The 22388-nt window shown below is 64.8% G+C and carries 17 protein-coding genes, 1 tRNA gene and 1 pseudogene; 11 read left to right on the top strand and 8 right to left on the bottom strand.

The window, feature by feature from the left end; all coding sequences use genetic code 11:
- The first annotated feature begins 53 nt into the window (after positions 1–53).
- Positions 54–896 (top strand): MurR/RpiR family transcriptional regulator, encoded by an 843-nt coding sequence (locus HIM68_RS14305; protein WP_139467572.1) that lies wholly within the window; start codon positions 54–56, stop codon positions 894–896.
- A gap of 66 nt (positions 897–962) precedes the next feature.
- Here HIM68_RS14305 and HIM68_RS14310 read toward each other — a convergent pair whose 3' ends face one another.
- Positions 963–1592 carry an HAD family phosphatase gene (locus HIM68_RS14310; RefSeq protein ID WP_172173245.1) on the bottom strand — a complete coding sequence of 210 codons (630 nt, stop codon included), beginning with the start codon at positions 1590–1592 and terminating at the stop codon, positions 963–965.
- Positions 1593–1690: 98 nt separating this feature from the next.
- Between HIM68_RS14310 and HIM68_RS14315 the strand changes: the two genes are divergently transcribed.
- Positions 1691–2335: a GNAT family N-acetyltransferase gene (locus HIM68_RS14315; RefSeq protein WP_172173248.1), complete on the top strand. Its 645-nt coding sequence runs from the start codon at positions 1691–1693 to the stop codon at positions 2333–2335.
- 71 nt (positions 2336–2406) lie between these two features.
- Here HIM68_RS14315 and HIM68_RS14320 read toward each other — a convergent pair whose 3' ends face one another.
- The 3 genes from HIM68_RS14320 to HIM68_RS14330 form a co-directional block, all read right to left on the bottom strand.
- A complete protein-coding gene (locus HIM68_RS14320) occupies positions 2407–2904 on the bottom strand; it encodes a GNAT family N-acetyltransferase (RefSeq protein WP_172173251.1) in 498 nt (165 codons plus the stop codon).
- 49 nt (positions 2905–2953) lie between these two features.
- On the bottom strand, positions 2954–3142 hold the full coding sequence (locus HIM68_RS14325; protein ID WP_172173254.1) for a hypothetical protein: 189 nt from the start codon (positions 3140–3142) through the stop codon (positions 2954–2956).
- A 227-nt stretch (positions 3143–3369) separates the two neighbouring features.
- A complete protein-coding gene (locus HIM68_RS14330) occupies positions 3370–3573 on the bottom strand; it encodes a cold-shock protein (protein WP_062240453.1) in 204 nt (67 codons plus the stop codon).
- 549 nt (positions 3574–4122) lie between these two features.
- Here HIM68_RS14330 and HIM68_RS19210 point away from each other — a divergent pair.
- The 7 genes and pseudogenes from HIM68_RS19210 (at position 4123) to HIM68_RS14370 (ending at position 13213) form a co-directional block, all read left to right on the top strand.
- The gene (locus HIM68_RS19210) at positions 4123–5214 is read left to right on the top strand and encodes an LCP family protein (protein ID WP_172173257.1); all 1092 of its coding nucleotides are present in this window, start codon (positions 4123–4125) and stop codon (positions 5212–5214) included.
- 138 nt (positions 5215–5352) lie between these two features.
- On the top strand, positions 5353–5790 hold the full coding sequence (gene trxA / locus HIM68_RS14340; protein ID WP_172173260.1) for a thioredoxin: 438 nt from the start codon (positions 5353–5355) through the stop codon (positions 5788–5790).
- Complete coding sequence (locus HIM68_RS14345; RefSeq protein WP_172173263.1) at positions 5787–6509, top strand: class I SAM-dependent methyltransferase; 723 nt, start codon at positions 5787–5789, stop codon at positions 6507–6509. Before trxA ends, HIM68_RS14345 begins: the two co-directional genes overlap by 4 nt.
- Before the next feature lie 173 nt (positions 6510–6682).
- A pseudogene (fdnG, locus tag HIM68_RS14355) lies at positions 6683–9859 on the top strand (formate dehydrogenase-N subunit alpha); the annotation flags it as partial.
- Between the two features lie 395 nt (positions 9860–10254).
- A complete protein-coding gene (locus tag HIM68_RS14360) occupies positions 10255–11382 on the top strand; it encodes a 4Fe-4S dicluster domain-containing protein (protein WP_172173269.1) in 1128 nt (375 codons plus the stop codon).
- Positions 11379–12674, top strand: a complete 1296-nt coding sequence (gene nrfD / locus HIM68_RS14365) for an NrfD/PsrC family molybdoenzyme membrane anchor subunit (protein ID WP_172173272.1) — start codon at positions 11379–11381, stop codon at positions 12672–12674. Before HIM68_RS14360 ends, nrfD begins: the two co-directional genes overlap by 4 nt.
- A 320-nt stretch (positions 12675–12994) precedes the next feature.
- Entirely contained in the window at positions 12995–13213 is a 219-nt protein-coding gene (locus HIM68_RS14370; RefSeq protein ID WP_172173275.1) for a hypothetical protein, read from the top strand.
- Between the two features lie 77 nt (positions 13214–13290).
- Here HIM68_RS14370 and HIM68_RS14375 read toward each other — a convergent pair whose 3' ends face one another.
- The gene (locus HIM68_RS14375) at positions 13291–14937 is read right to left on the bottom strand and encodes an amidohydrolase (RefSeq protein ID WP_172173278.1); all 1647 of its coding nucleotides are present in this window, start codon (positions 14935–14937) and stop codon (positions 13291–13293) included.
- A complete protein-coding gene (locus HIM68_RS14380) occupies positions 14934–16199 on the bottom strand; it encodes an MFS transporter (RefSeq protein WP_172173281.1) in 1266 nt (421 codons plus the stop codon). The genes HIM68_RS14375 and HIM68_RS14380 overlap by 4 nt, the downstream gene beginning before the upstream one ends.
- 174 nt (positions 16200–16373) lie before the next feature.
- On the opposite strand from HIM68_RS14380, the gene HIM68_RS14385 reads away from it, so the two are divergent.
- A complete protein-coding gene (locus HIM68_RS14385) occupies positions 16374–16982 on the top strand; it encodes a TetR/AcrR family transcriptional regulator (RefSeq protein ID WP_172173284.1) in 609 nt (202 codons plus the stop codon).
- A gap of 4 nt (positions 16983–16986) precedes the next feature.
- Here HIM68_RS14385 and selD read toward each other — a convergent pair whose 3' ends face one another.
- Together selD and HIM68_RS14395 are read right to left on the bottom strand one after the other, a co-directional pair.
- A complete protein-coding gene (gene selD / locus HIM68_RS14390; protein WP_172173287.1) occupies positions 16987–17973 on the bottom strand; it encodes a selenide, water dikinase SelD in 987 nt (328 codons plus the stop codon).
- A gap of 111 nt (positions 17974–18084) precedes the next feature.
- Positions 18085–22077 carry a phosphodiester glycosidase family protein gene (locus tag HIM68_RS14395; RefSeq protein WP_172173290.1) on the bottom strand — a complete coding sequence of 1331 codons (3993 nt, stop codon included), beginning with the start codon at positions 22075–22077 and terminating at the stop codon, positions 18085–18087.
- A 199-nt stretch (positions 22078–22276) separates the two neighbouring features.
- Between HIM68_RS14395 and HIM68_RS14400 the strand changes: the two genes are divergently transcribed.
- A tRNA-Sec gene (locus HIM68_RS14400) sits at positions 22277–22371 on the top strand.
- The last annotated feature ends 17 nt before the right edge of the window (positions 22372–22388 follow it).

Raw genomic sequence — 22388 nt, forward strand, 5'->3', positions numbered from 1 at the left:
ACTGCAATGTGGATCACATTTGAAATGTACGCTTCATTCTCGGGAGTCATACGATGGAAACAGTCGCGGAGACGGTCAATTCGTCGATTGATTCGCTCAGCCCCGCCAGTCGCCGGATTGCTCGTGCTCTGCTGGCCGACTATCCGAGTGCTGGTTTGGGGACAACATCGTCACTAGCGGCCTTGGCTAGTTCGAGTTCTGCTTCGGTCGTGCGTTTCTGTACGCAGCTCGGATTCAACAGCTTCGTCGAAATGCAGGATCGTCTGCGGACCGAATTGACGACGAGATCGGCGAGTCCGCTTATACGGGCTGAGGCAGAGACGGCTGGGCGAGATTTTTCAGACGAGTTCTCCTCGAGCGGGACGGACCGGGCGGATCTCATCACTAGAACTTTTCAGCAGAATCCACGTTCGGAAATCGACCGCTTGGTGAAGATGCTGACAAAGGTATCGAATCGCGTGGTGGTTGTTGGGGGACACTACAGCGGGCTGGTTGGCCGCGTAGCTCAGCTGCAGCTATCGAAGGTGAGGCCGAACGTCTCGTTCTTGGAAGATCCGATGGGACGTGACCTTCATGTTGTCACCGATCTGCGGCGGCAAGACGTTTTGCTTGTTCTTGACGTCAGGCGATATCAGGAGCATCTTTTCCAGGTTTCTGAGGCCGCAAAGAGAAACTCTGCTTCGGTCGCGTTGATCACCGACCAATGGTTGTCGCCGGTCGCTGGTATTTCCGACGTCGTACTGCAGGCCGCCGTCGACGTTTCATTCTTTGATAGCCAAGTGGGATGCCTGGCGTTGGTTGAGGCAGTGGTTCACGAGGCCGCAACCAAAATAGACGGTGCGCTAGAACGACTTCGGACGCTGGAAGACCTTCGACCTTCGCAGAGACTCAAGTGAAGGTTCGGATCTAAGACTGTCACCTCAGTCGGACTGAAAGTCCAACAAGTAACCGGACGCAATGTCTTAGTAAGACTTAAACAGACCGAGCTCGGACAGTTCCTCGCGCAGTGAGGCGGCTCCTGAGAAGACGTGGCCGATGAAGCCGAGTCGTTCAGCTGCCTCCACGTTGGCGGGCAGATCATCGACGAAGACCGTCCGGGCCGGGTCGAGGTCGAATCGGTCCCGGGTCAGTTCGAAGATCGCCGGATCGGGTTTGACCAGACCGACTCGACCGGAGACGACGATGTCTTCGAGTTCGCTGATCGTCGGGGCGACGACAGGGGCATGGTGGATGGTCTCAGCCGACCAGTTCGACAGCCCGAGCAGGCGGACGTCGGCGGCCTTGAGATCTGCGACGATCTCGGCCATGCCGTCGATCGGACCGGTCAGGGACTTGTCGAAGTTCTCGTAGTAGCCGGCGACGATCTCACCGTGGCGGGGGTCCGCCTCGGCGGCTCGGGCGACGATATCGGTGATCGGAACGCCGGAGTCAGCTGCGGTGTTGAGCGTGGGGAAGTCGGCCGCCTCGGCGAAGGAATGCCATTCATCGGCGCTCATACGATCGGCCAGGGGACCTGTCTGGTCCCAGCCGATGAGCACATTGCCGAGGTCGAAGACGACGGTCGTCGGGGTCGGGCGATCGGGTTCGGTCATGGGCCACCACCTGTTATCGGCATCCTGGAGTCGAACCCCACGCTACCCGGAGTCGTCGGACCATTGTGGATTCGGGCCGGCTGGCCTAGGTTGGTTGCATGATCGGCTACCCGCCATTGCAGATCCGGGTGAAGACTCCCCGACTCGAGCTCGTCGGTGCTGCCGATGAGATGCTTGCGGCGCTCGCCCCTCTTGTGCGGGACGGCAAGGTCTTCGCGGAACCCGCCCCCTACGACGATCCGATGTCGTTCTACGAATCCGACCCGGACGTGCGGGTGAGCAGGTGGCTCCAGAACGTGTGGCGCGGACGCGGGCGGTTCTCTCCCTCTGATTTCCGGTTGGCTTTCGCCGTCCTCGTCGATGGTGAGGCCGTGGGGATGCAGGACCTCATAGCGGAGAAATTCGACTCCTGCGGGACGTTCGCGTCATTCTCCTGGCTGTCGACGGATGTGCGCGGTCGCGGCCTCGGCACGGAGATGCGCAGTGCTCTGCTCCACCTCGCGTTCGCGGGGCTCGGGGCGAGTGAGGCCGGTTCCGATGCGTTCGTCGACAACATCGGATCGAACAAGGTGTCCGAAGCCTTGGGGTACGAGCGCAACGGCCTCGACTGGGACATCCGCCGAGGCGAGCCGGGACGCATCCAACGCTGGCGCCTGACCCGCTCGGCGTGGGAAACCAGACGGCGGAACGACATCGAGCTCAGCGGAGTCGAGGACTTCTGCACTTTCCTAGACCACCACTAATTGCTACCTGACGGCGGCCCAGCAACCTGGCGCGAGGTATCTGGGCCCCCGTCGGGTAGCAATTAGGGCGGTCACAGGCCCATGGAGAACACCTCGTGGTCGGGGGACTTGTGTCGGAGTTCGGGGTTGCGCTGCATCCCGAGCTTCTCGGCCACACGCTGCGACGGTCGATTGTCTCGGTGGATGATGGCGGTCAGTATTGCAGCCACCTCGAGCTCCCGAGCGTGATCGACGCAGGCCAGAGCCGCCTCGGTGGCGAACCCATTACCTTGGTCGGACGGCTTCACATGAAAACCGACCTCAAGGTGAGGTGCGCCGTTGACGGTCTGCCAAGTCAGGCCGCAGTCGCCGAGGAACTCACCTTTGTGCGTCTCCACGATCCACAGCCCGAACCCGTGCTCTGCGTAATTGCGTCGGTTCCACCGGATCCACGCAGCCGCCTCGGTGCGGTCTTTGGGGTGAGGGTAATACTCCATCACCTGCGGATCACTGAGGAGGGCGGCCATATCGTCGAGATCGTCGTCGGTCATCTCCCGCAGGCGCAGACGAGGAGTGTCGCAGGGCGGCATGAGTTCAGGATAACCGGGCGGGCCGATGTGCGTGGAGCTGCCGGAGTGTTCAGCCAGATCGGCGTCGCCGGCGATCACGGATGACCGCGAGTATCGTGGCTGTGATCATGAGCACGAGGGCGAAGAACCACAGAAACGCGGCGAAGTCATGGAACGGGGCCGTCTGCGAACTCAGAAAGCAGGCAGCGGCGAGCAGGATGAATGCGACGATCCAGCTGGTGAGTCGCGAGTGCTTCATCGCTCCTCCAACGTCAGGGTTCACGGTCGTTGGCACTGACTCTAAATAGAGCAAGGGTACCTGTCAACGCCGGTGACGGCGGCCCAACAACCTGGCGCGAGGTTGCTGGGCCGCCGTCAGGTAGCAATTGGGGAGGAGATGACAGCGACCCTGCGTTCACACCAAATGGGTGAACGCAGGGTCGCTGGTGAATCTCAGAAGTCTCTAGGTGAGACTCTCAAAGAGTCTCAGAGGCCGCGGACGCGAGTCGCCTGCAGGCCCTTGGAGCCCATCTCAGAATCGAACTCGACGTTCTGACCCTCGGTGAGCTCGCGGTAGCCGGAGGCTTCGATCGCGGAGAAGTGAGTGAACACGTCAGCCGAACCGTCGTCAGGCTGGATGAATCCGAAACCCTTTTCCGCGTTGAACCATTTCACGGTACCTGTTGCCATAATCTTTGTATCCTTATTTTTTAACTGATGACCGCTGCTGCGATCGTGATGGTCGAACCCATTGCTGGATCCGGCTTTCCCGCTGGCTGGACTGGATCTTCAGACGCAGATCCAACGAAAATCTGTGGGTGAACCGAGGACTCGGAATCGCTGGTGAGGATGAGTTCTCTGATGTGAGGTCTCTGTCTCAGACGAAATCGTGGGGATACTCGGTTTCGATCATGCACTCGAAGGTGCTGGACGGAAGTCGTCAGACGACTGAACTGGGAAAAATCATGAGGGGCGCGGAAGGCAGACACGCGCCGATGGGCAAACACATGGTGACGAGCGAATCTACCTGCTCTTCAGACACCATCTGCTCCGCACATTTCTGTGCGAGAACGATTCCAGCTTAACAGAGTGATCGCTCTGCGGGTGATTTCGGCCGAATGATTTCAGTCGAGAGATGGAACACAGCGATGTGCACTCGACCGCGCAGGCATCTAGGATTGTATACATTCCGTTTTGTATGCAATCCGCTGTGACCCCGGACGCAGGAGCACCCGAACCGTGGACAACGAAGAATCGTCACCGCCGCCAGGACCCCGCCGACAGCGACGCCTCGCCGCGAAGTACCGGCGCCGGCGCACCTTCGTCGCCGTGGCTGCGGTCCTCATCATCGGTGCCCCCGTGACGATCGCGGTGGCGGTGCACAACCTCGGCGCGAATATCTCCTCGTCCCCGCTGCGCGCCCACGGCGGTGACGTTCCCGAGAAGCTCACGGATGAGACGAACGTCCTCATCATCGGATCCGACACTCGCGATCTCGCCTCGGCGAAGGACGCCTCCGATGACTCGGGCACAGGTGAAGGCGCGAACTCCGGGACCGCCTCGGCGCAAGGATTCGGCAGTGCCGAGGGTGCCCGCAGCGATGCGATGATCCTCGCTCACGTCGCCGCCGACGGCGGCCGCATCGACGCCGTGCAGATCCCACGTGACACGATCATGGACATTCCCGCCTGCGACGATACCGGCCACGGCGCATCGGCGGCCACGCACGGGATGATCAACTCGGCCCTCAATGCGGGTCCGGCCTGCTCCGTATCAGCGGCGGAGGAACTCACCGGGGTGCGCGTCGACCACTTCATCAACGTCGACTTCGACGGATTCTCAGCGATCGTCGACGCGCTCGACGGGATCAACGTCGACCTCGACGAACCTCTCAACGACCCGAAGGCGAACCTCGACCTGCCCGCCGGCCACCAGACGATCGGCGGAGACGACGCCCTCGCCTTGGCCCGGACACGGCACGCCGTGGGCGATGGCAGCGACATCTCACGGATGGGCAACCAGCAGATGGTCATGGAGGCCATCATCGACCGCGCCAAGAGCGGCCAGGTCCTCACCCGGCCCGACCGCCTGTACGGATTCCTCGACGCTGTGACCTCGACGATCGGCGTCGACGACGAACTCGACTCGATGCGTTCGCTGGCCTCCCTGGCTACGACGGTGGCCTCCGTGCCCGAGGACGGCATCACCTTCGAGATCATGCCGTGGACACCCGCACCGGAAGACCCCAACCGGGTGGTCAAATCCGCCGAGGCGGACGCCGTGTTCACCGCCATCATCGACGACGAACCGATCGCCGACCTCGGCAGGTGAGCATCGGGCACCCGCTGAGTTGATCCCCGTCGTGGCGGTTGTCAGCTCCGTTTCAGCCGCCCCGTTGTCCCGGACATCGGCCCCGTCATGTGATCTCCGTCCAGGCGATATTCATCCGCGGCTCCTAGACTGGACGGCATGTCTACGATCGAAATCACGCAAGACAACTTCGAGTCGACCATCAACGACAACGAGATCATCCTCCTCGACTTCTGGGCCGATTGGTGCGGCCCCTGCAAGCAGTTCGCCCCGGTCTTCGAACAGGCCGCCGAGGCCAACCCCGACATCGTCTTCGGCAAGATCGACACCGAAGCCCAGCAGCAGCTGGCCGGACTCTTCGCGATCTCCTCGATCCCGACCCTCGTCGCCTTCCGCCAGGGCATCGTCGTCTTCGCCCAGCCCGGCGCGCTCGCCGGCCCGCAGCTCGAACAGGTCATCACCGCCGTCAAGGGACTCGACATGGACGAGGTCCGTGCCGAACTGGCCAAGCAGGAAGCCGCCGCTGCCGCAGAGACCGACAGCGCGGACGGTGCCGCCCCCGATTCGATCCCTGCCGACCCGGGCGTCGACAAGTGACAGCGACCAGCAGCCACAACGACCACACCCACGCAGACAGAACCGGCGCAGACACTACCGGCGTACCCGATTCCGTCGCCGCCTGGGAAGAGCGCTACGCCGAGGCCGACGACGCCATCTGGTCCGGAAACCCGAACGAATCCCTCGTCGCCGTCGTCACCGATATGACCCCCGGCCGCGTCCTCGACGTCGGCTGCGGAGAAGGCGCCGACGTCGTCTGGATGGCCGAGAACGGCTGGGACGCCACCGGCATCGACCTGTCGACCACGGCCATCGACCGAGCCCGCCGGGCCGCCGAATCCCGCGGAATCTCCGCCGAATTCGCCGTCGCCGACGTCTCCACCTGGGAACCGGACGACCCCGATCGCCGAGGCGGCTTCGACTTCGTCACCGGATCCTTCCTCCACACCCGGTTGCCCGACACCCGGGAAGAGCTCCTCACCCGCGTCGCCGCGCACGTGGCACCGGGCGGGGCCCTCCTGCTCGTCTCCCATGTGACGATGCCGCCGTGGGCCGCCGAACACAGCGAGAAGTTCGAGCACGGCATAGACCACCACCATGAACTGGTCAGCCCGAACGGAGACTTCGCCCTCCTCATCGGCGCCAGCCCGCACCGCTGGGAGATCGAACTCGCCGACACCCGCACCCGAGAAGTGACCTCCCCGTCGGGCGAACCCGCCGAACTCGAGGACGCGATCCTCCTGGCCCGCCGGGTCTGAGCTCAGCGATCCCAGGGACCCGAACCCGGAACCCAGCACCGAGGCGGCTGCGCGGTCGATCATGACCGCGCAGCCGCCTCGGCGAACCGGGCGATTCCCAACCCCCTGAGATGGGGTCGAAAACCCGGTCTCACCTGGTGCATTTCCGCCCCGTGAGGGGCTAAGGTGGTGCCATGGCTCGGTTCAGCTTCCTCGAGTGGCCGGTACTCCGGCAGCTGCGCACGTCGGATAAGACGGGACGCGGCGAATCCGTCGTGTCCCAGCAGACTCGGGACACCACTCCACGCACGGTCACGGCCGACAAGGTCGTCCAATCCGTGTGCCCCTATTGCGCCGTCGGCTGTGGGCAGAAGATCTTCGTCAAGGATGACAAGGTCGTGCAGATCGAAGGCGACCCGGACTCACCGATCTCTCGCGGCCGCCTGTGCCCGAAGGGCGCAGCCAGCGAACAGCTTGTCAACGCTCCCGGTCGTGTCACCGACGTCCTCTACCGGGCCCCGAAGGCCAAGGACTGGACGAAGATCGACCTGCCGACGGCGATCGACATGATCGCCGACCGATTCATCGAGGCCCGCCGCAACCACTGGGAGGACTTCGACGACAAAGGCCACCCGCTGCGGCGGACGATGGGCATCGCCAGCCTCGGCGGGGCGACCATCGACAACGAGGAGAACTACCTCGCCAAGAAGCTCTACACCGCGGCCGGGGCGATACAGATCGAGAACCAGGCGCGTATTTGACACTCCGCCACCGTTCCCAGTTTGGGAACTTCGTTCGGGCGCGGCGGCGCCACACAACCCGTCCAGGATATGGCGAATGCGGACTGCATCATCATCCAGGGTTCCAATATGGCCGAGTGCCACCCGGTGGGCTTCCAGTGGGTGAGCGAGGCCAAGGCCCGGGGTGCCCGCATCATCCACGTCGATCCTCGTTTCACGCGCACCACCGCGATCGCCGATAAGCACGTGCCCATTCGGGCCGGCTCCGACATCGTGCTGCTCGGTGCGCTCATCAACCGTGTGCTCACCGAGGGCCGTTACTTCGACGAGTACGTGCGCGCCTACACCAACGCCGCGAACCTCATCAGCGACGACTATGTCGACACCGAGGATCTCGACGGACTGTTCTCCGGGTTCGACCCGGACACGAACTCCTACGAGAATTCGACGTGGTCGTACCAGACGGATGAGCACGGTGCACCGCTCAAGGACCCGAGCCTGAAGGACCCGAAATCGGTGTTCCAGATTCTGCGGCACCACTACTCGCGCTACACGCCTGAGATGGTCGAGGAGAACTGCGGAATCAAACCCGCAGACTTCGACTACCTCTACGAATCGGTGACCGAGAACTCGGGCCGGGAACGGACCACGTGCTTCGCCTACGCGGTCGGGTGGACCCAGCACAGCCTCGGCGCGCAATTCATCCGCACCGCCTCGATCCTCCAGCTGCTGCTCGGCAACATGGGCCGACCGGGCGGCGGAATCATGGCGCTGCGCGGGCACGCGACGATCCAGGGATCGACTGATATCCCGACCCTGTTCAACCTGCTGCCCGGCTACCTGCCGATGCCCAGTGCCGGAGTCCACGACACCTTCGACGACTACGTCGCCGCCGTCGGCACCCCGGAGACCCACAAGGGCTACTGGGCCAACGGCCGTGCCTACGCCACCAGCCTGCTCAAGGCCTGGTGGGGCGACGCGGCCACGCAGGACAACGACTTCGCCTTTGACTATCTGCCGCGCATCAACGGCGCCCACGGCACCTACCAGACCGCGGTGCGCATGCTCAACGACGGTGTCGACGGGTACTTCCTGCTCGGGCAGAACCCGGCCGTGGGCTCGGCCAACGGGCGCATGCAGCGCATGGCCATGAGTCACCTGAAGTGGATGGTCGTCCGCGACTTCAGCCTCATCGAATCCGCCACCTGGTGGAAGGACGGCCCCGAGATCGAGACCGGGGAGCTGAAGACCGAGGACATCGACACCGAGATGTTCTTCCTGCCCGCAGCCAACCACACGGAGAAGGCCGGCACCTTCACGCAGACCCAGCGTCTCGTGCAGTGGCGCCACAAGGCCGTCAACCCGCCCGGGGACGCACAGAGCGAACTCGACTTCTTCTACGAACTCGGCCAAGCCGTGCGCGAGAAGCTGAGGGACTCCGACGACCCCCGCGATCGACCGCTGCTCGACATGACCTGGGACTACCCGGTCGACGAGGAGGGCGAAGTCGACGCCGAGGCGGTCGTCAAGGAGATCAACGGCTACTTCATCGGCGGCGACCGCGACGGCGAGCCCTTGGACAACTTCAACCAGATGACCGACGACGGGACCACCGCCGGAGGCTGCTGGATCTACGCCGGCGTCTACGCCGGAGGCCAGAACATGGCCGCCCGCCGCAAACCGCGGGATGAGCAGGACGAGACCGCCGCCGAATGGGCGTGGGCATGGCCGGCGAACCGCCGGATCCTGTACAACCGTGCCTCGGCCGCACCCGACGGAACTCCCTGGTCGGAACGGAAGAAGTTCGTGTGGTGGGACGACGAGACCGGGAAGTGGACCGGCAAGGACGTGCCCGACTTCCCGATCGACCGCGCACCCGCCGCCCGATCGGATGCCGCCTATGGCGGACCCGCGAACCTCGACGGTGACGATCCGTTCATCATGCAGGCCGACGGCAAGGGATGGCTGTTCGCACCAAGCGGCATGATCGACGGGCCGATTCCCACCCACTACGAACCGCAGGAATCGACGGTCGCGAACCCGCTGTACTCCCAGCAGAACAGCCCGACCCGGATGGTCATGCGCCGTGAGGACAACCTGTCCGCTCCCGGTGCCGGGGTGCCCGGATCCGAGGTCTTCCCCTATGTGTTCACGACCTACCGACTCACCGAGCACCACACCGCCGGAGGCATGTCCCGGTGGCTGCCGTACCTGTCGGAGCTGCAGCCGGAGATGTTCTGCGAGATCTCACCCGAACTCGCCGCCGAGGTGGGGCTCGAGCCCTACGGTTGGGCGACCTTGGTCTCCCCGCGAGCGGCGATCGAAGCCCGCGTCCTCGTGACGAAGCGGATGACCCCGCTGACCATCGGCGGGAAGACCGTCCACCAGATCGGCCTGCCCTATCACTGGGGCGTGGGCGGTCAGGATGCCGTCGTCGAAGGCGATTCCGCCAACGACCTGCTCGGAGTGACGATGGACCCCAACGTCTACATCCAGAACAGCAAGTACGTGGCCGGAACGATCATGCCCGGCCGCCGTCCCCGCGGACCCGAACTCGTCGACTTCGTCGAGAAGTACCAACGCGAGGCCGGTCTCAGCCCCGAATCCGGCAACCAGCAGGTCACCGTTCCCGCCGAGGATGTCGAGGCCTCCCATCACGCCGGACAGGGTCGCAGCGCCGGTGGGCACGCTCACCGAGGCGGCGACTCGGCCGTCGGCGTCACCCCGGGCAAGACCCTGGACGGGGGACGCGATGGAGCCTCCGACGGGGACGGCACGACCGCCTCGGCGACGGTCGACAGCGCCGATGATCGCAGCGGTAGGATCACCATCGAACCCACCGAGGCGACCGAACCCGCCGAGACTGCGGTGTCGAACCGTGCCGACGACGGGGACCCCAGCGACGGCGACCCCGACCACGGCCGGCACGCCGACGGCAGTGCGATCGCCGAAACCGAGGTGGCCGAAGCGGAAGCTCGCGCCCGTGCGGCTCGGGATCGGCAGGAGAACGAGGAGGAGGACGACTGATGTCGACACCGACGATCGATGACGGCACGTTGGCGGACGGGCACTGGCACGATTCCGCGCACAGCCGCAAGGGATTCTTCACCGACACCTCGATCTGCATCGGCTGCAAGGCCTGCGAAGTCGCGTGCAAGGAGTGGAACCGCAACCCGCAGGACGGCACCTTCGAACTGCTCGGTTCCTCGTATGACAACACGGGCAGCCTCGGGGCGAACACGTGGCGGCACGTCGCGTTCATCGAACAGGATTCCGAACGCATCGAGAAGGCGCGGGAATCCGGGCGCAAGCTCGTCAATCTCGGCATGCCCACGATCCGCCCGCGCACCGATGAGTCTGCCGCCGCGCAGCCGCTGGACGGGGCCTTGGGTGCGGCGGCCGAGGGCCGAACCTCCGCCGGTCTGCCGACGACCCCCGACCTCAACGTCGATCTGCTGGCACCGGGTGCCCTGGAGCCGACCGACCTGTCGAACGTCGACACGACACCCCCGGACACCGCGGACTTCCGCTGGCTGATGTCCTCCGACGTGTGCAAACACTGCACGCACGCCGGCTGCCTCGACGTGTGCCCGACCGGTGCGCTCTTCCGCACCGAATTCGACACCGTCGTCGTCCAGAACGATGTCTGCAACGGCTGCGGAACCTGCGTGGCCGGCTGCCCCTTCGGCGTCATCGAACGCCGCGACGACGGCACGATCAATACCCCCACCGACCGGGATGATCGCAAGGCCGCGGACATGGATGTGCCGAACGCGGGCACCGCGAACAAGTGCACCCTCTGCTACGACCGCCTCGTCGAGGGTCAGGAACCAGCCTGCGCGCAGACCTGCCCGACGCAGTCGATCAAGTTCGGCGACCGTGAGGACATGGTCGACCAGGCGCACGACCGTGTGGCCGAACTCCACGCGAAGGGCCTGACCGAGGCTCGCCTCTACGGGGCGAACTCGAACGACGGGGTCGGCGGCACCGGATCGGTGTTCCTCCTCCTCGACGAACCCGAGGTCTACGGCCTGCCGCCGGACCCGCGGGTCGCGACGAAGGATCTGCCGAAGATGTACGCCAACGCCGGGATCGCGGCGCTGGGCATGGTCGCCGCGGCCGGTCTCGCGTTCCTCGGGAGCCGCCGTTCATGAGCACTTCAGAATACGATTCCTACCGCCCACCCGAGCCGGAAGGCGGACGCAGAAAACGTCGCCGAGGCGGCCGCGGAGGTCCCAGCGGACCTGACGGTTCCGGTGGTCGACGGGGCGGTCGCGGCGGCGGGTGGAAGAACCGTGGTGCCGACGGCAACCGTGAGATGCCGATGGTCGAGGATGTCGAGTTCACGTCCTATTACGGTCGACCGATCGTCAAGGCTCCACCGTGGGGCGATGAGATCGGGGCCTACCTGTTCCTCGGCGGTCTGGCGGGCGGTTCGTCTCTGTTGGGCTTCGGCGCGCAGCTGACCGATCGGCCCGGTCTGCGCATCGCCTCCCGGATGACTGCGATCGCCGCGACCGGCATCGGCGGTGCCGCTCTCGTGGCTGACCTCGGCAGGCCCGAGCGGTTCCTCAATATGATGCGCGTCGTCAAAGTCTCATCGCCGATGAGCTTGGGCACCTGGATCCTCTCCGGCTTCGGCGTCGGATCGGGAGTGACCTTTGCGATCGAACTCGACCGGATCACCGGTGAGAAGCTGCTGCCTCTGGGCCCGCTGCGCAAGGTGCTCCATGCGATGGAGACGCCGGCGGCCGTCGAGTCCGCCTTCTTCGCCACTCCGCTGGCCGCATATACCGCTGTGCTTCTCGGGGCGACGGCCGTTCCGACCTGGAACGCCGCCGGTCGCAACGGTCTGCCGTACGTATTCGTGTCCTCGGCGTCGATGGCCGCCGGAGGTGCCGCGATGGCATTGGCACCGGTGGCCGAGACCGGCCCGGCCCGACTGCTCGCGCTCGCCGGGACCGCCGGAGAGGCTTATGCGATGTCGGCGATGAGGAAGCGCATGCACCCGGCCGAGGTCGATCCGTTGGACGACGGCGAACCGGAACACAAGCTCCACCGCGCCGAGAAGCTGCTCATCGCCGGAGCCGTCGGAGCCGCCGTCGTCGAGGTGGGGGCGCGCGTGTTCGCGAAGAAGCTGGCCCGTGGTGGTGTTGGTGGTTCCGGCGGAGGAGTCGCCGGTGCGATCGCCGATGCTGTGGGCACTGTGGCTGGATCCAGCGTCTCGCGAAAGCGGAGTTGGAAGACTCGTGCTGTGCTGCGGGGACTGTCCGTCGTCTCCGGTGCGGCCTTGGCGGCCGCCTCGGCGTACACGCGTTTCGGTGTGCTGGAAGCCGGCATCGAATCGACGAAGGACCCGCGTCACGTGGTCGAACCGCAGCGCGCTCGCCTCGAAGAGCGTCGGGCTCGCGGCATCACCGACGACTCCATCACCACCGGCCGGTAGGCGCGCGGGCGGGACATCACCGCTAAGCGCGAGCGCCCCTCACCGTGAGCACCCCTCACCGTTCGTGTTGCTGGGCACCGGCAGTGCCAGCACCCACTCGCGAGTGGCTCTTCATACAGTTCCGGCGGAACCCCTCGCCTTCAGTGCGAAAACACCTCGGTGTAACGGGGTGGTGTGCGACGACCGATGAAGGATGCTCGAACTCGCTGCGCGAAATCTCCCTCGGCAAACGCTGATCGGCGTCAAAAACAGCCTCACCAGGCACCTTATTCAGCAACATTGCTTGCAAATTGAAGCGCGTCGGGTAGCGAGAGAGGCCTATGAAGAAGCTGCTCGAGGATCGTCAGAGCCTTAGGTTCGGTGTGGCGGTCGCGGTGGCCTTTCCGCTGATCTACTTCCTAATGAATTTCCTTGGTTTGAGCAATGGGATGTTCAGTTTGTGGGAGACACTGTTGTTCGGACTCGTCCAGGGGGTCATCTTCTGGTTCTGTATGGCCAGCTTCCGCCAGTTCCGCGACGAGGACGTCACCCCGCGCTGAGTAGGCATCGGAGCGACGCCGAGTCGCAGCACCGTCATTTCAAGAAACGGACTGTGGGCAATGGCTCTTCTTCCAAGTCAGCCATCTACGACTGCTTCTCTGTTCTGCCACACCACCTCACCGTCGACGAAGGTGGCGCGTACCTGAGCCTCGAGTAGTCGGTCCTGATCATCGGAGAAGGGATCGACGTCGAGAACGACGAGGTTGGCACGACCCCCTGGGGTGATCCGGCCAATGCCGTCGGCGAATCCCCCTGCCCGCGCCGCGGCATGCGTGAGCGCACTCAATGCTTGGGCTGGCGTGAAGGCTCGCTCCGGATGATAGTTGGTATCCCCAGGTTCTAGTGCCGAGCGGGTGGTCAAGGCGATGAAGAGGTTGTGCGACATCTGATGCGGTGCCGTCGGCGCATCCGTGCCCAGAGCAATGTGGACTCCGGCCTCACGGAACTTCTGCCACGGGAACCCGTTCTCGGCGCGTTGCCCTCCGAGCACCGTCATCCAATTGCCCATGATCGCCGGATCGCAGTGCACCGGCTGCATCGATGCAACGACGCCGAGGCCGGCCATGCGTGCGATCGTCTCATCGGTCACCGACTCGAGGTGTTCGATCCGCGGGGACCGGATTCGGGGTCCATTGACGCGCACGCATTCGGCCGCAAGGTCGAGGGCGATCTCACTGGCGTGGTCACCGATGGCGTGCATGGCAAGCTCGAGTCCATGGGCATCGGCAGCGACAGCGACCGGAGCCGCCGATTCGAACGACCAGATCGGCCCGGCCTGCGTTCCGTCGACATAGGGGTCGCGCATGGCTGCAGTGCAGGCATCGATGACGCCATCGAGGATGAACTTCACGCCGACGATGCGGAACCATTCGGAGCCGGGAAGGTCGGCGAACTGGTCGCGAATCTCGGCGGCTCGTGCGACAGCGGCGAGATCGCGGGCCGGATCGCCGGTGGGCCGCAGCAGCCAGTGAGCAGTGATGGGAAACGGCAGTCGTCCGTCCCTCTCGAGTCGACGGCGGAAAGTCGCCGCCTCTGCTTCGCCCACCGCCATGTCGGTCGCCGAGGTAACTCCGTTCTCCAGATAGACGCGGAAGGCGCTGTCGAGGAACCGATCACGATCCTCATCGGTCGTGACGGACTCGAGATAGGACCATGCGTACTCGATCGCCGCGTTTTCGAGGAGGAACCCTGTCGCCTGCCCCTGCCCATTACGGACGATTTCGCCGCCGTGCGGGTTCGGTGTCGCCTCTGTAATGCCCATGGCCTCAAGCGCTGCTGTATTCACCCAAGCGGAATGCACATCATTGGAGTCGAGGAGCACGGGGACGTCGCTGACCACCTCGTCGATCATGTCAGCCGTGGGCCGGTCGCCGGGGATAACGTCGAACATCCAACCCGAGCCCAGCACGCACGGGGCTTCGGGCTGCTCCTGCCGCTTGAGCGCCAAGCGCTCTTGGATCTCCTCGAGACTCGTGCAGTCCCGCAGCTGAACTTTGTCGAGCGTCTGGCCGAGCATCATCAGGTGCGTGTGTCCCTCGACGAATCCGGGAGCGAGGAGGCTGCCTTCGAGGTCGATCCGCTGCGCGGAGTCTCCCGCGATATCGAGGACCGCTGAGGTGTCTCCGACCGCGAGAATACGGCCGGCGTCGATCGCCACTGCCTGGCCGATCGGTGCGTGTTCGTCTCCGGTGAAGACAACGGCATTCTCATAGACCGTGGTCATGGTGTCCTTTCGTGGGTTGCTGCGGCCTCGTCGAGGCTGTTGAGCGTCTTTTCTACGCGGGTTGATACGCGTGCGATGAGCATCGTCGGAATGATGAGGACGAAGCTGACGAGACCCACGATCAGTCCGAAGGTCGGAATTCCGACACCGTCGATGATCCAAGCTCCGATGATCGGGGCAAAGCTCGAACCGACGATATAGGCCCCGATCAGCGGTCCTGACCAGTTTCCTCGCGCATCGAGACCGGCGGCAGTGGCAATGAAGAGCGTGAAGGCGAAGGCGTAGATGGTGTTCACCGCGATGATGAGAGTGGCGAGCATTGCGGGGTCCGTCTCCACACCGATCCAGATCTTGATCGCTCCTCCGAGTGCCAGTGCGATGCCCAAGGGCAGGGCGCGTCCGATTCGGCTGCCGAGCAGGGTCACAACGAGCATTGCTCCGGCGCCGATGCCCGCAGCCGCGCTGAGCGCAAAGCCGAGGGTCTGATCGAACATGCCGACCGCATCACCAAGAGTCGGGGCAAGTGTCCAGACAGAATCTTCGCTGGTTCCCCACAGGGGGAATACTATGAGCACGCCGATTCCTGCGAGGAGGACTGTGCGCGGTTTGCGTGGTCGACTCGATAAGGGTGTCGCCTCGGCTCGGGTTTCGGCGAGCACCTCGGTCGTCGATGTTTCAGGTGTGCTCGGCAACCAGACCGTCACGGCGAAGCTGACCAGCGATAGCAGGGCCAGTGATCCGAAGACGGTGATCTGGGCCAGGCCGAGGATGGGAATGACGGCGAGGACGACCATGACGAGGAGTCTGTTGACGACTCCGGACGATGCGCTGACCCGGTTGGGGTTCCGCAGTGCGGCAATCGCGGCACCTGAGGTCGATACCGCAGTGCCGAGTCCCGCCGAGCCGATGAGGAAGCTGATGACGATGAGCGCAGTCGGCCCGGTGACCAGCGCAGCGACGAGAAAGGCAATAGTCGCAATGCCGAGTCCGCTGGCGGCGATGGTGCGTCTCCTGGTCCCGGCTGCGGCACGGGAGGTCGCCAACCCGATGATCGCCGAAGTGAAGAGTCCCCACGTGAGGATGTTGCCTGAGGCGACGACGTCGAATCCGATCTGCTCGAAGACCGACATGATCAGCGGAGCGAGGTTGGCAAGCATGAGTCCGGCGAGAGAGACGAGGAAGACTGCAGATCCGTTCCGCGGCCTGAGGGGGACCCGCGGATCATCCGGTGTCGGCGGTGCGGAGGTGGAAGTGGAACTCATGGGTCGGCCCCTTTGCCAGTGCGAGTTTCGCGACTTAAACGAAAAGTTTTCGGTTATCTAGAATGGTGCCCGTACACCGAGACCTTGTCAATGCGTAGACGAGTAGCGTTAGTCCAGATTTCGGGCCCCTTAAGCGCCTGGGCGTCCGGACGTCCTTGAGGAAGTGAGCACTTCATGGCACGACCTAGTTCCCCACTGCTGAGCCGGGAGAAGATCGGACGCGCAGCGATTGGGATGATCGATGGCGGCGGTGAGCTCAAGATCCAGCCCTTGGCCAAGAAGCTCGGGGTCAGTCTGTCCTCGATCTACCATCATGTCGACGGACGTGAAGGGGTCATCCACGCGATGCGTGAGGTTCTCAGCGTCGAATACGCCCTGAACATCCCTGATCAGGGGTCATGGAAAGACAACCTGAAGGCAATGGTGGATTCGCTGTGGCGGCTGTATTCGGATCATCCGCGGGTGATGATCCACCTGCTCGGAGTCACAGTCGAGGAACCCGGGACGTTGACTCTCTACGAGTCCCTCATCGACGTGTTGGCCGATGCGGGTGTGCCGGAGACCGAGCTTCTCACGACGATCGAGGTGCTCGATGCGTTTGCCTTCGGAGCCGCACTCGACGCGCTGTCGCCGCAGGTGATCTTCGCTCCTGCGTCAGAGGACTCGCGGCTCACCAGTTTGATTGAGAATCACCCTGCGGGCACCGAGCGCAATCACCGGCTCTACCGACGCGGTCTCGACATCATCATCGCCGGCATCGAGGCTGGGATCCCTCAGCCCTAGCCCTTCACCTCACGTGCACGCCTGAACCGGCGACGATCTCACCGATGACGGGGTGACCAGGCAGTTCGCCGACGACGAGCAGTCCGCCGGAGGTCTGCGCATCGGCCAGAAGCAGCAGGTCGTCCTCGGTCATGGAATCATCCGCGGTCAGATGAGGCCGCACCCAGTCGAGGTTTCGCCTCGTCCCGCCGGACACATACCCGTCAGCGATCGACTCATCGACACCGCCGAGCCGGGGCACCGCGGCCGCATCGATGACCGCTCCGACCCCGGAGGCTCGCGCCATCTTGAACAGGTGCCCGAGCAGACCGAAACCGGTGACATCCGTGGCCGCTCGTACACCTGCAGCCACGGCCGCCCGTGACGCTTCGGCATTGAGCGCGGTCATCGTGGCGATTGCCTCGTCGAAGGTCTCACCAGTGACTTTGTGCCGATTGTTGAGGATCCCCACGCCGATCGGCTTGGTCAATGTCAGGGGCAGCCCCGCCTCGGCGGAATCGTTGCGCATGAGTTCATCCGGATGCGCCACCCCAGTCACGGCCATCCCGTACTTCGGTTCGGGGTCGTCGATCGAATGCCCGCCGGCCACGGGGCAGTTCGCCTGTGCCGCAACGTCGAGCCCGCCGCGCAGAACCTCGGTGAGCAGCTCCATCGGCAGCTTCTCCCGCGGCCACCCGACGAGGTTGATCGCCGTGACGGGGGTTCCGCCCATTGCGTAGATATCGGAGAGCGCATTGGCCGCCGCGATCCGTCCCCAGTCGTAGGCGTCATCGACGACCGGGGTGAAGAAATCCGCGGTCGAGAGCACCGCGAGGTCATCGCGGACTCGCACCGCCGAGGCATCATCGCCGTCATCGAGGCCGACGAGGACATCCGGGCCGGGCTGACCGACCAGGCCGCGCACCGCGTCCTCGAGCTCGCCGGGAGGGATCTTGCAGGCGCATCCTCCACCGTGGGCGAACGAGGTCAGACGGTCCTGAATCGCAGTCATACTGCGAGACTAACACCGGCGGTCAAGGGCGTCGACGGACGCCCGATTCCACTCCGTCGCCGAGGCGGCCGTGCACCTCCGTACGGGCGTCCGGCCGGCCGTTCGCCCGGGTCAGTGCCTCCCCGCCGGGCGGCCGGCCCGCCGCGCGCGGGCCGCGCGGACGGCGATGATTCCGCCGATGACCAGCAACGCGCCGAGCAGTGCGGTGAGCAGAACCGGTCCGCCGGTGCGTGGCAGATCGCCGTTCCCGTCAGACGACCCGTCCGCGTTCGCATCGCTTCTCGACGAGGCGGTCGACGAAGTGCCGTCCGATTCGCTGTCCGACGAGCCGCTCGCCTCTCTGCCGCCCGAGGCACTCGAAGAGGCATTCGACGAGGCTCCGTCCGAACCGCTTCCCGCCGAGGAATCCTCATCGGCACCGGCCGAGGCCTTGGTCGAGGCGCCGTCATCGTCCGACCCCTCCGATGAGCCGTCCTCGCCTCCCGCGGAGGAAGCGTCGGAGCCGTCCTCAGCTCCCGCACTGTCGGCCGATGCGCCGCTGTCCTCAGATCCGTCGTCATCGCCGGGACCCGGAGGCGGTTCTTCACCCGCGACCTCGACGGTGGCCTTCGCGGTCTTGCCGTTGACGGTGACCTCGAGGGTCGCTGTTCCCGGGTTCTCCGCGGTGATCTGACCCGTCGCCGGGTTGACGCGGACGACGTCGGAGGCCGCCTCGGGGACCCCCGATTTCACTGACTGGGCACTGACCTTCGCACCCGTCGCCTGCTGCATGTCCACCTCGGCGCCGGAATCGACCACGACACCGTCGCCGCCCCATTGGGCGGTCGCCGGCCAACCGACGGGCACGGTGCGCTCACCCTGTGTGAAGGATGCCGCGACATCCGCGGATTGACCCGGGGCCAGGGAGCCGGGTGCCTCCAACGAGATCGAATCCACGCGCGGCTTCGTCTCCGCGGCCAGCCAACCGACCCGATCGGCCGTGCTCGGATCGTCACCGACGTCGCCGACTCCGGGATCGACGCCGAGCATCGTCCACCCGGTGAATCCGCCGGTCGCCGGAGTGCCGGCCGGACCCTTCCCGGAGTTTCCGTTGATCAGGTAGCTCACACCCTCGACCGCGGACCCGTGGAACGCCCCCACATGCCCGTTGATCACGGCCGCGGACTTCCCGCTGTCCTTGCGGAACTCTCCGAGCTTCTTCTCGAGTTCCTCGGCCTCCCGCCGGTCCCCGAGCTGGCTCGTCTTCGACGGCAGCGGATCCTGCGGGGGATGGTGGAAGAACACGGTGATGCCGGTGAGCTCGTCACGTTCGGCCACCTCGTCGAGGGCGTCTTCGAGCATGTTCAACTGTGAATCATTGCTGCCGTTCAACGTTCCGTCCGAGGAATTCAGGGTCACGATCTTCGTCCGCCCCACGGTGCGCTCGCCCGTCGGGGAACCGAACGCGGCCTCGAAGTTGTCGATCTCCCCACCCATGATCTCGTGGTTGCCGGGCACGTAGATGTAGGGGATCGACTCATCCCACTCCTCGTCGATGATCGTCTTCGCCAGCTCGAAATCCTCCGGAGAGGCCTCGTCGACGAGGTCGCCGTTGATGACGAGCAGGTTCGGCTTTGCGGCACGGATCTCCTTGAGCGTCCGCCTGGCACCCTTGACAGCTTCGGAATCCGGGTCGGTGGCGACGAACTGGGCGTCGCTCATCACGGCGATGTTCTGCGGACGGTCAGCGACGGTCCCGGTCGTCAGCAGCGCCGGATCATGCAGCGCCGAGGCGGCCGGATCGTCGGTCTCGGGCGTGGAGATCGCCTGGAGGTCCGAGATCGAAATGTCCCCCTTGTACTTCTCGGCAGACCGGGTCTCCATCATCCGGATCCGTTCGAGGGTGAGCGGTTGGGAGAGCCCCTCGGGGACGGTGAAGCGGACCTTCTGCCACCCGTCGAAGGTGATGTGGTCGCCGTCGATGTTCGTCACCGTGCCGTCGGGAGTGCTCACCTGCAGCCTGGGCCAGGCCCCGGTGCCGTCGCCGCGGACCATCATCTCGAACGCCACCGTGTTGCCTTCCAGTTTCACCGGCTCCTTCGGGATGAGGTAGTAGCCGCGCGTCGCCGAGGAGGTGGTGAAGTCATACGTGAGATCGATGCTCGGCTTACCGTCCGGGCTGGGCTCCCCGGCTGCGAACGATCCGCTCGCCCGATCCTTCCCGTCGGTGAACGCCGAGGTGTCGGAGAAGTCGAGGACCTCGGTCGTTTCGGTGCCGACGGTCACCGGGATCGTCGTTGTCACGTCTCCGACGGTGAGCTTCACGTTCCCGGACGTCGGTTCGTCGTCGCGGGAGTCCTTGCCTTTCCCAGCCGTCGACGAATCGGCGGAGACGACGAGTTCGCCGAGGCTGTCGGTGTCGACCCTCAGCCCTTCGTCGGCGTCGACCTCGATGTCCCCGGTTTCGATGAGAGAACGCCTGCCCTCGGAGTCGAAGCCGGTCAGGGACACCGTCTGCGAGTCCTCGTCGTCCTGCAGGTTGATGCTACGCGCGCTCGGCCAGAGTCCGACCGGTTCGCCGAGCACATCGAGGTCCTGTCGCGCGGTGTGCCCGTCGACGGCATAGCTCACGCGACCCTTGCCGGTGGTCTCACCGGTCACGCGGGCGTTCGACTCATCGGAGTCGGCGAGCTTCACTCCGCCGTCGGCGGAGAACGTTCCGGAGGAGGCGATCGGTTCGAGATTCTTACCGAGCCCGGTGCCCTTCATTGATCGGCTCAGCCCCTTGAGCACGGTGGTCTGTCTGTCGAGTTCGGGTTCGATCTGCGCATCGGCCAGTTGTTCTGCGGGGGCGTCTGAGTAGAAGACGAGGGCATTGGCGACGGTGCGCTGCTTACCGTCGGACGGGTCGTTCTGCAGTGCCGGAGCATCTGCGCCGGCTGTGCGGGCGAGCATCGTCGTCGACCCGCCGCCGTCGAGGTTGACCGCGTTGTAGGCGCCGATGTCAGAGAAGAACTCGCCCATGTCCTCGAGACTCATGCCTCCCGAGGACTCGCTGCGTCCGTCGATGGTGGTGACGAACAGTTCCGAACCGTCCTTGCTGATGCCCACCGCGGTGCGCGGGTGTTCGGTGTCTTCAAGGTCGCCGGCGGGGAGGTCGGGAACCGAGCCGTCGGCCAGGATCTGGTGGCTGCCCGCGATCCCCATGTCGACGTCCTCACTCGGTCCGATCTCGACATCGACGTCGTCGCCGACTTCGAGTTCCGATAGCGTCTTCGCCCCGGCATCGCGGCCGAGAAGGACCTGTCCGTCTGCCGGGATTTCCGGGTCGCCCGCTTCGTCCACCATGCCCGAGGTTTCGGTGACCTTTTCGTCGACGACAGTGACGCGGGCGATCTCGGCGGCTATGTCATCGGGGCCGCCGACCGGACGGTCGAGCGTATGGTCTCCCCACGCCTCGTTGTACACACCGATGGTGTCGGGGCTCAGCTCCGGGTTGTTCAATCCGCCGAGTTCCGTCTCCTGCCCGTCATGGGTCAGCGTTCCCGCAGCGGAGAGCATCGACACGGCTGCCTTCTTGTCCTCGAGCGTGAGCGCCGGTTTGGCCTCCTTCGAGCCGATGCGCATTCCCTCCTGAGACACCGAGGTGTAGATCGGTGCCCACGACTGGTTGATGTCGAAGAACGTGCCGTTGACGGCGGCCACGGCCTTCTTCCCCTCGGGTCCGCCCGCCATGATCTCGCTGGTGGTACCGGCGCCGGCGACCTTTCCCGTGTCGCGGACGTCCATCGACAGGGAGTCCGTGGTGAGGTCCGCGGTGAGCACATTGCCGTTGTTCCATCCTCCGTCCTCGAGACGGGAGAAGTTCGTCAGGTCGAGTCCCGGAGCCACGCGTTTGGTTTCGACGTCGCGCAGTGCCGACCCGTCCCTGCCGAGGTCGTCCTCGCTTGGTGCTGCAGCATGGGCCGGTGTCGAGGCGGGACCCGGAAGACCGGTGAGCGTTCCGATGGGTGCGACATGGGCAGCGAGGACCGCCAGTGTGGCGAGTATGGCGGGGATGAACAGTCGCCCTCCGGTGGGATGGGGTCGGCGGTGTGACCAGGCAGGGTGAAGCGAAGAGGGCATGACGACCTTCGAGCGGTGATGGCTGGGAACCTTGTCACCTTAAGCCGCGCTCGGAGAAGCCTGAGCGAATGGTGAGTGAACTCGGTCGGAAGATCGGTACCGGCGCGCTCGATACTGGTTCGTTTGGTCAATCGAGCGCCGCCCCGGCCGCATCGGCCCTTCGCTTCACCTCGCTCATACCCGCGATAGGATTCCTTATGGAGGCGTCCGTGTCCTGGTGGGCGCCCTGGTCTTCAAAACCAGTGAGACCGAGTATCTCGGTCTGGCGGGTTCGATTCCCGTCCGCCTCCGCCAACCGTTTCGCGGTCCCG

The sequence above is a fragment of the Brevibacterium sp. CT2-23B genome (assembly GCF_013168765.1).
GTDB lineage: Bacteria > Actinomycetota > Actinomycetes > Actinomycetales > Brevibacteriaceae > Brevibacterium > Brevibacterium sediminis.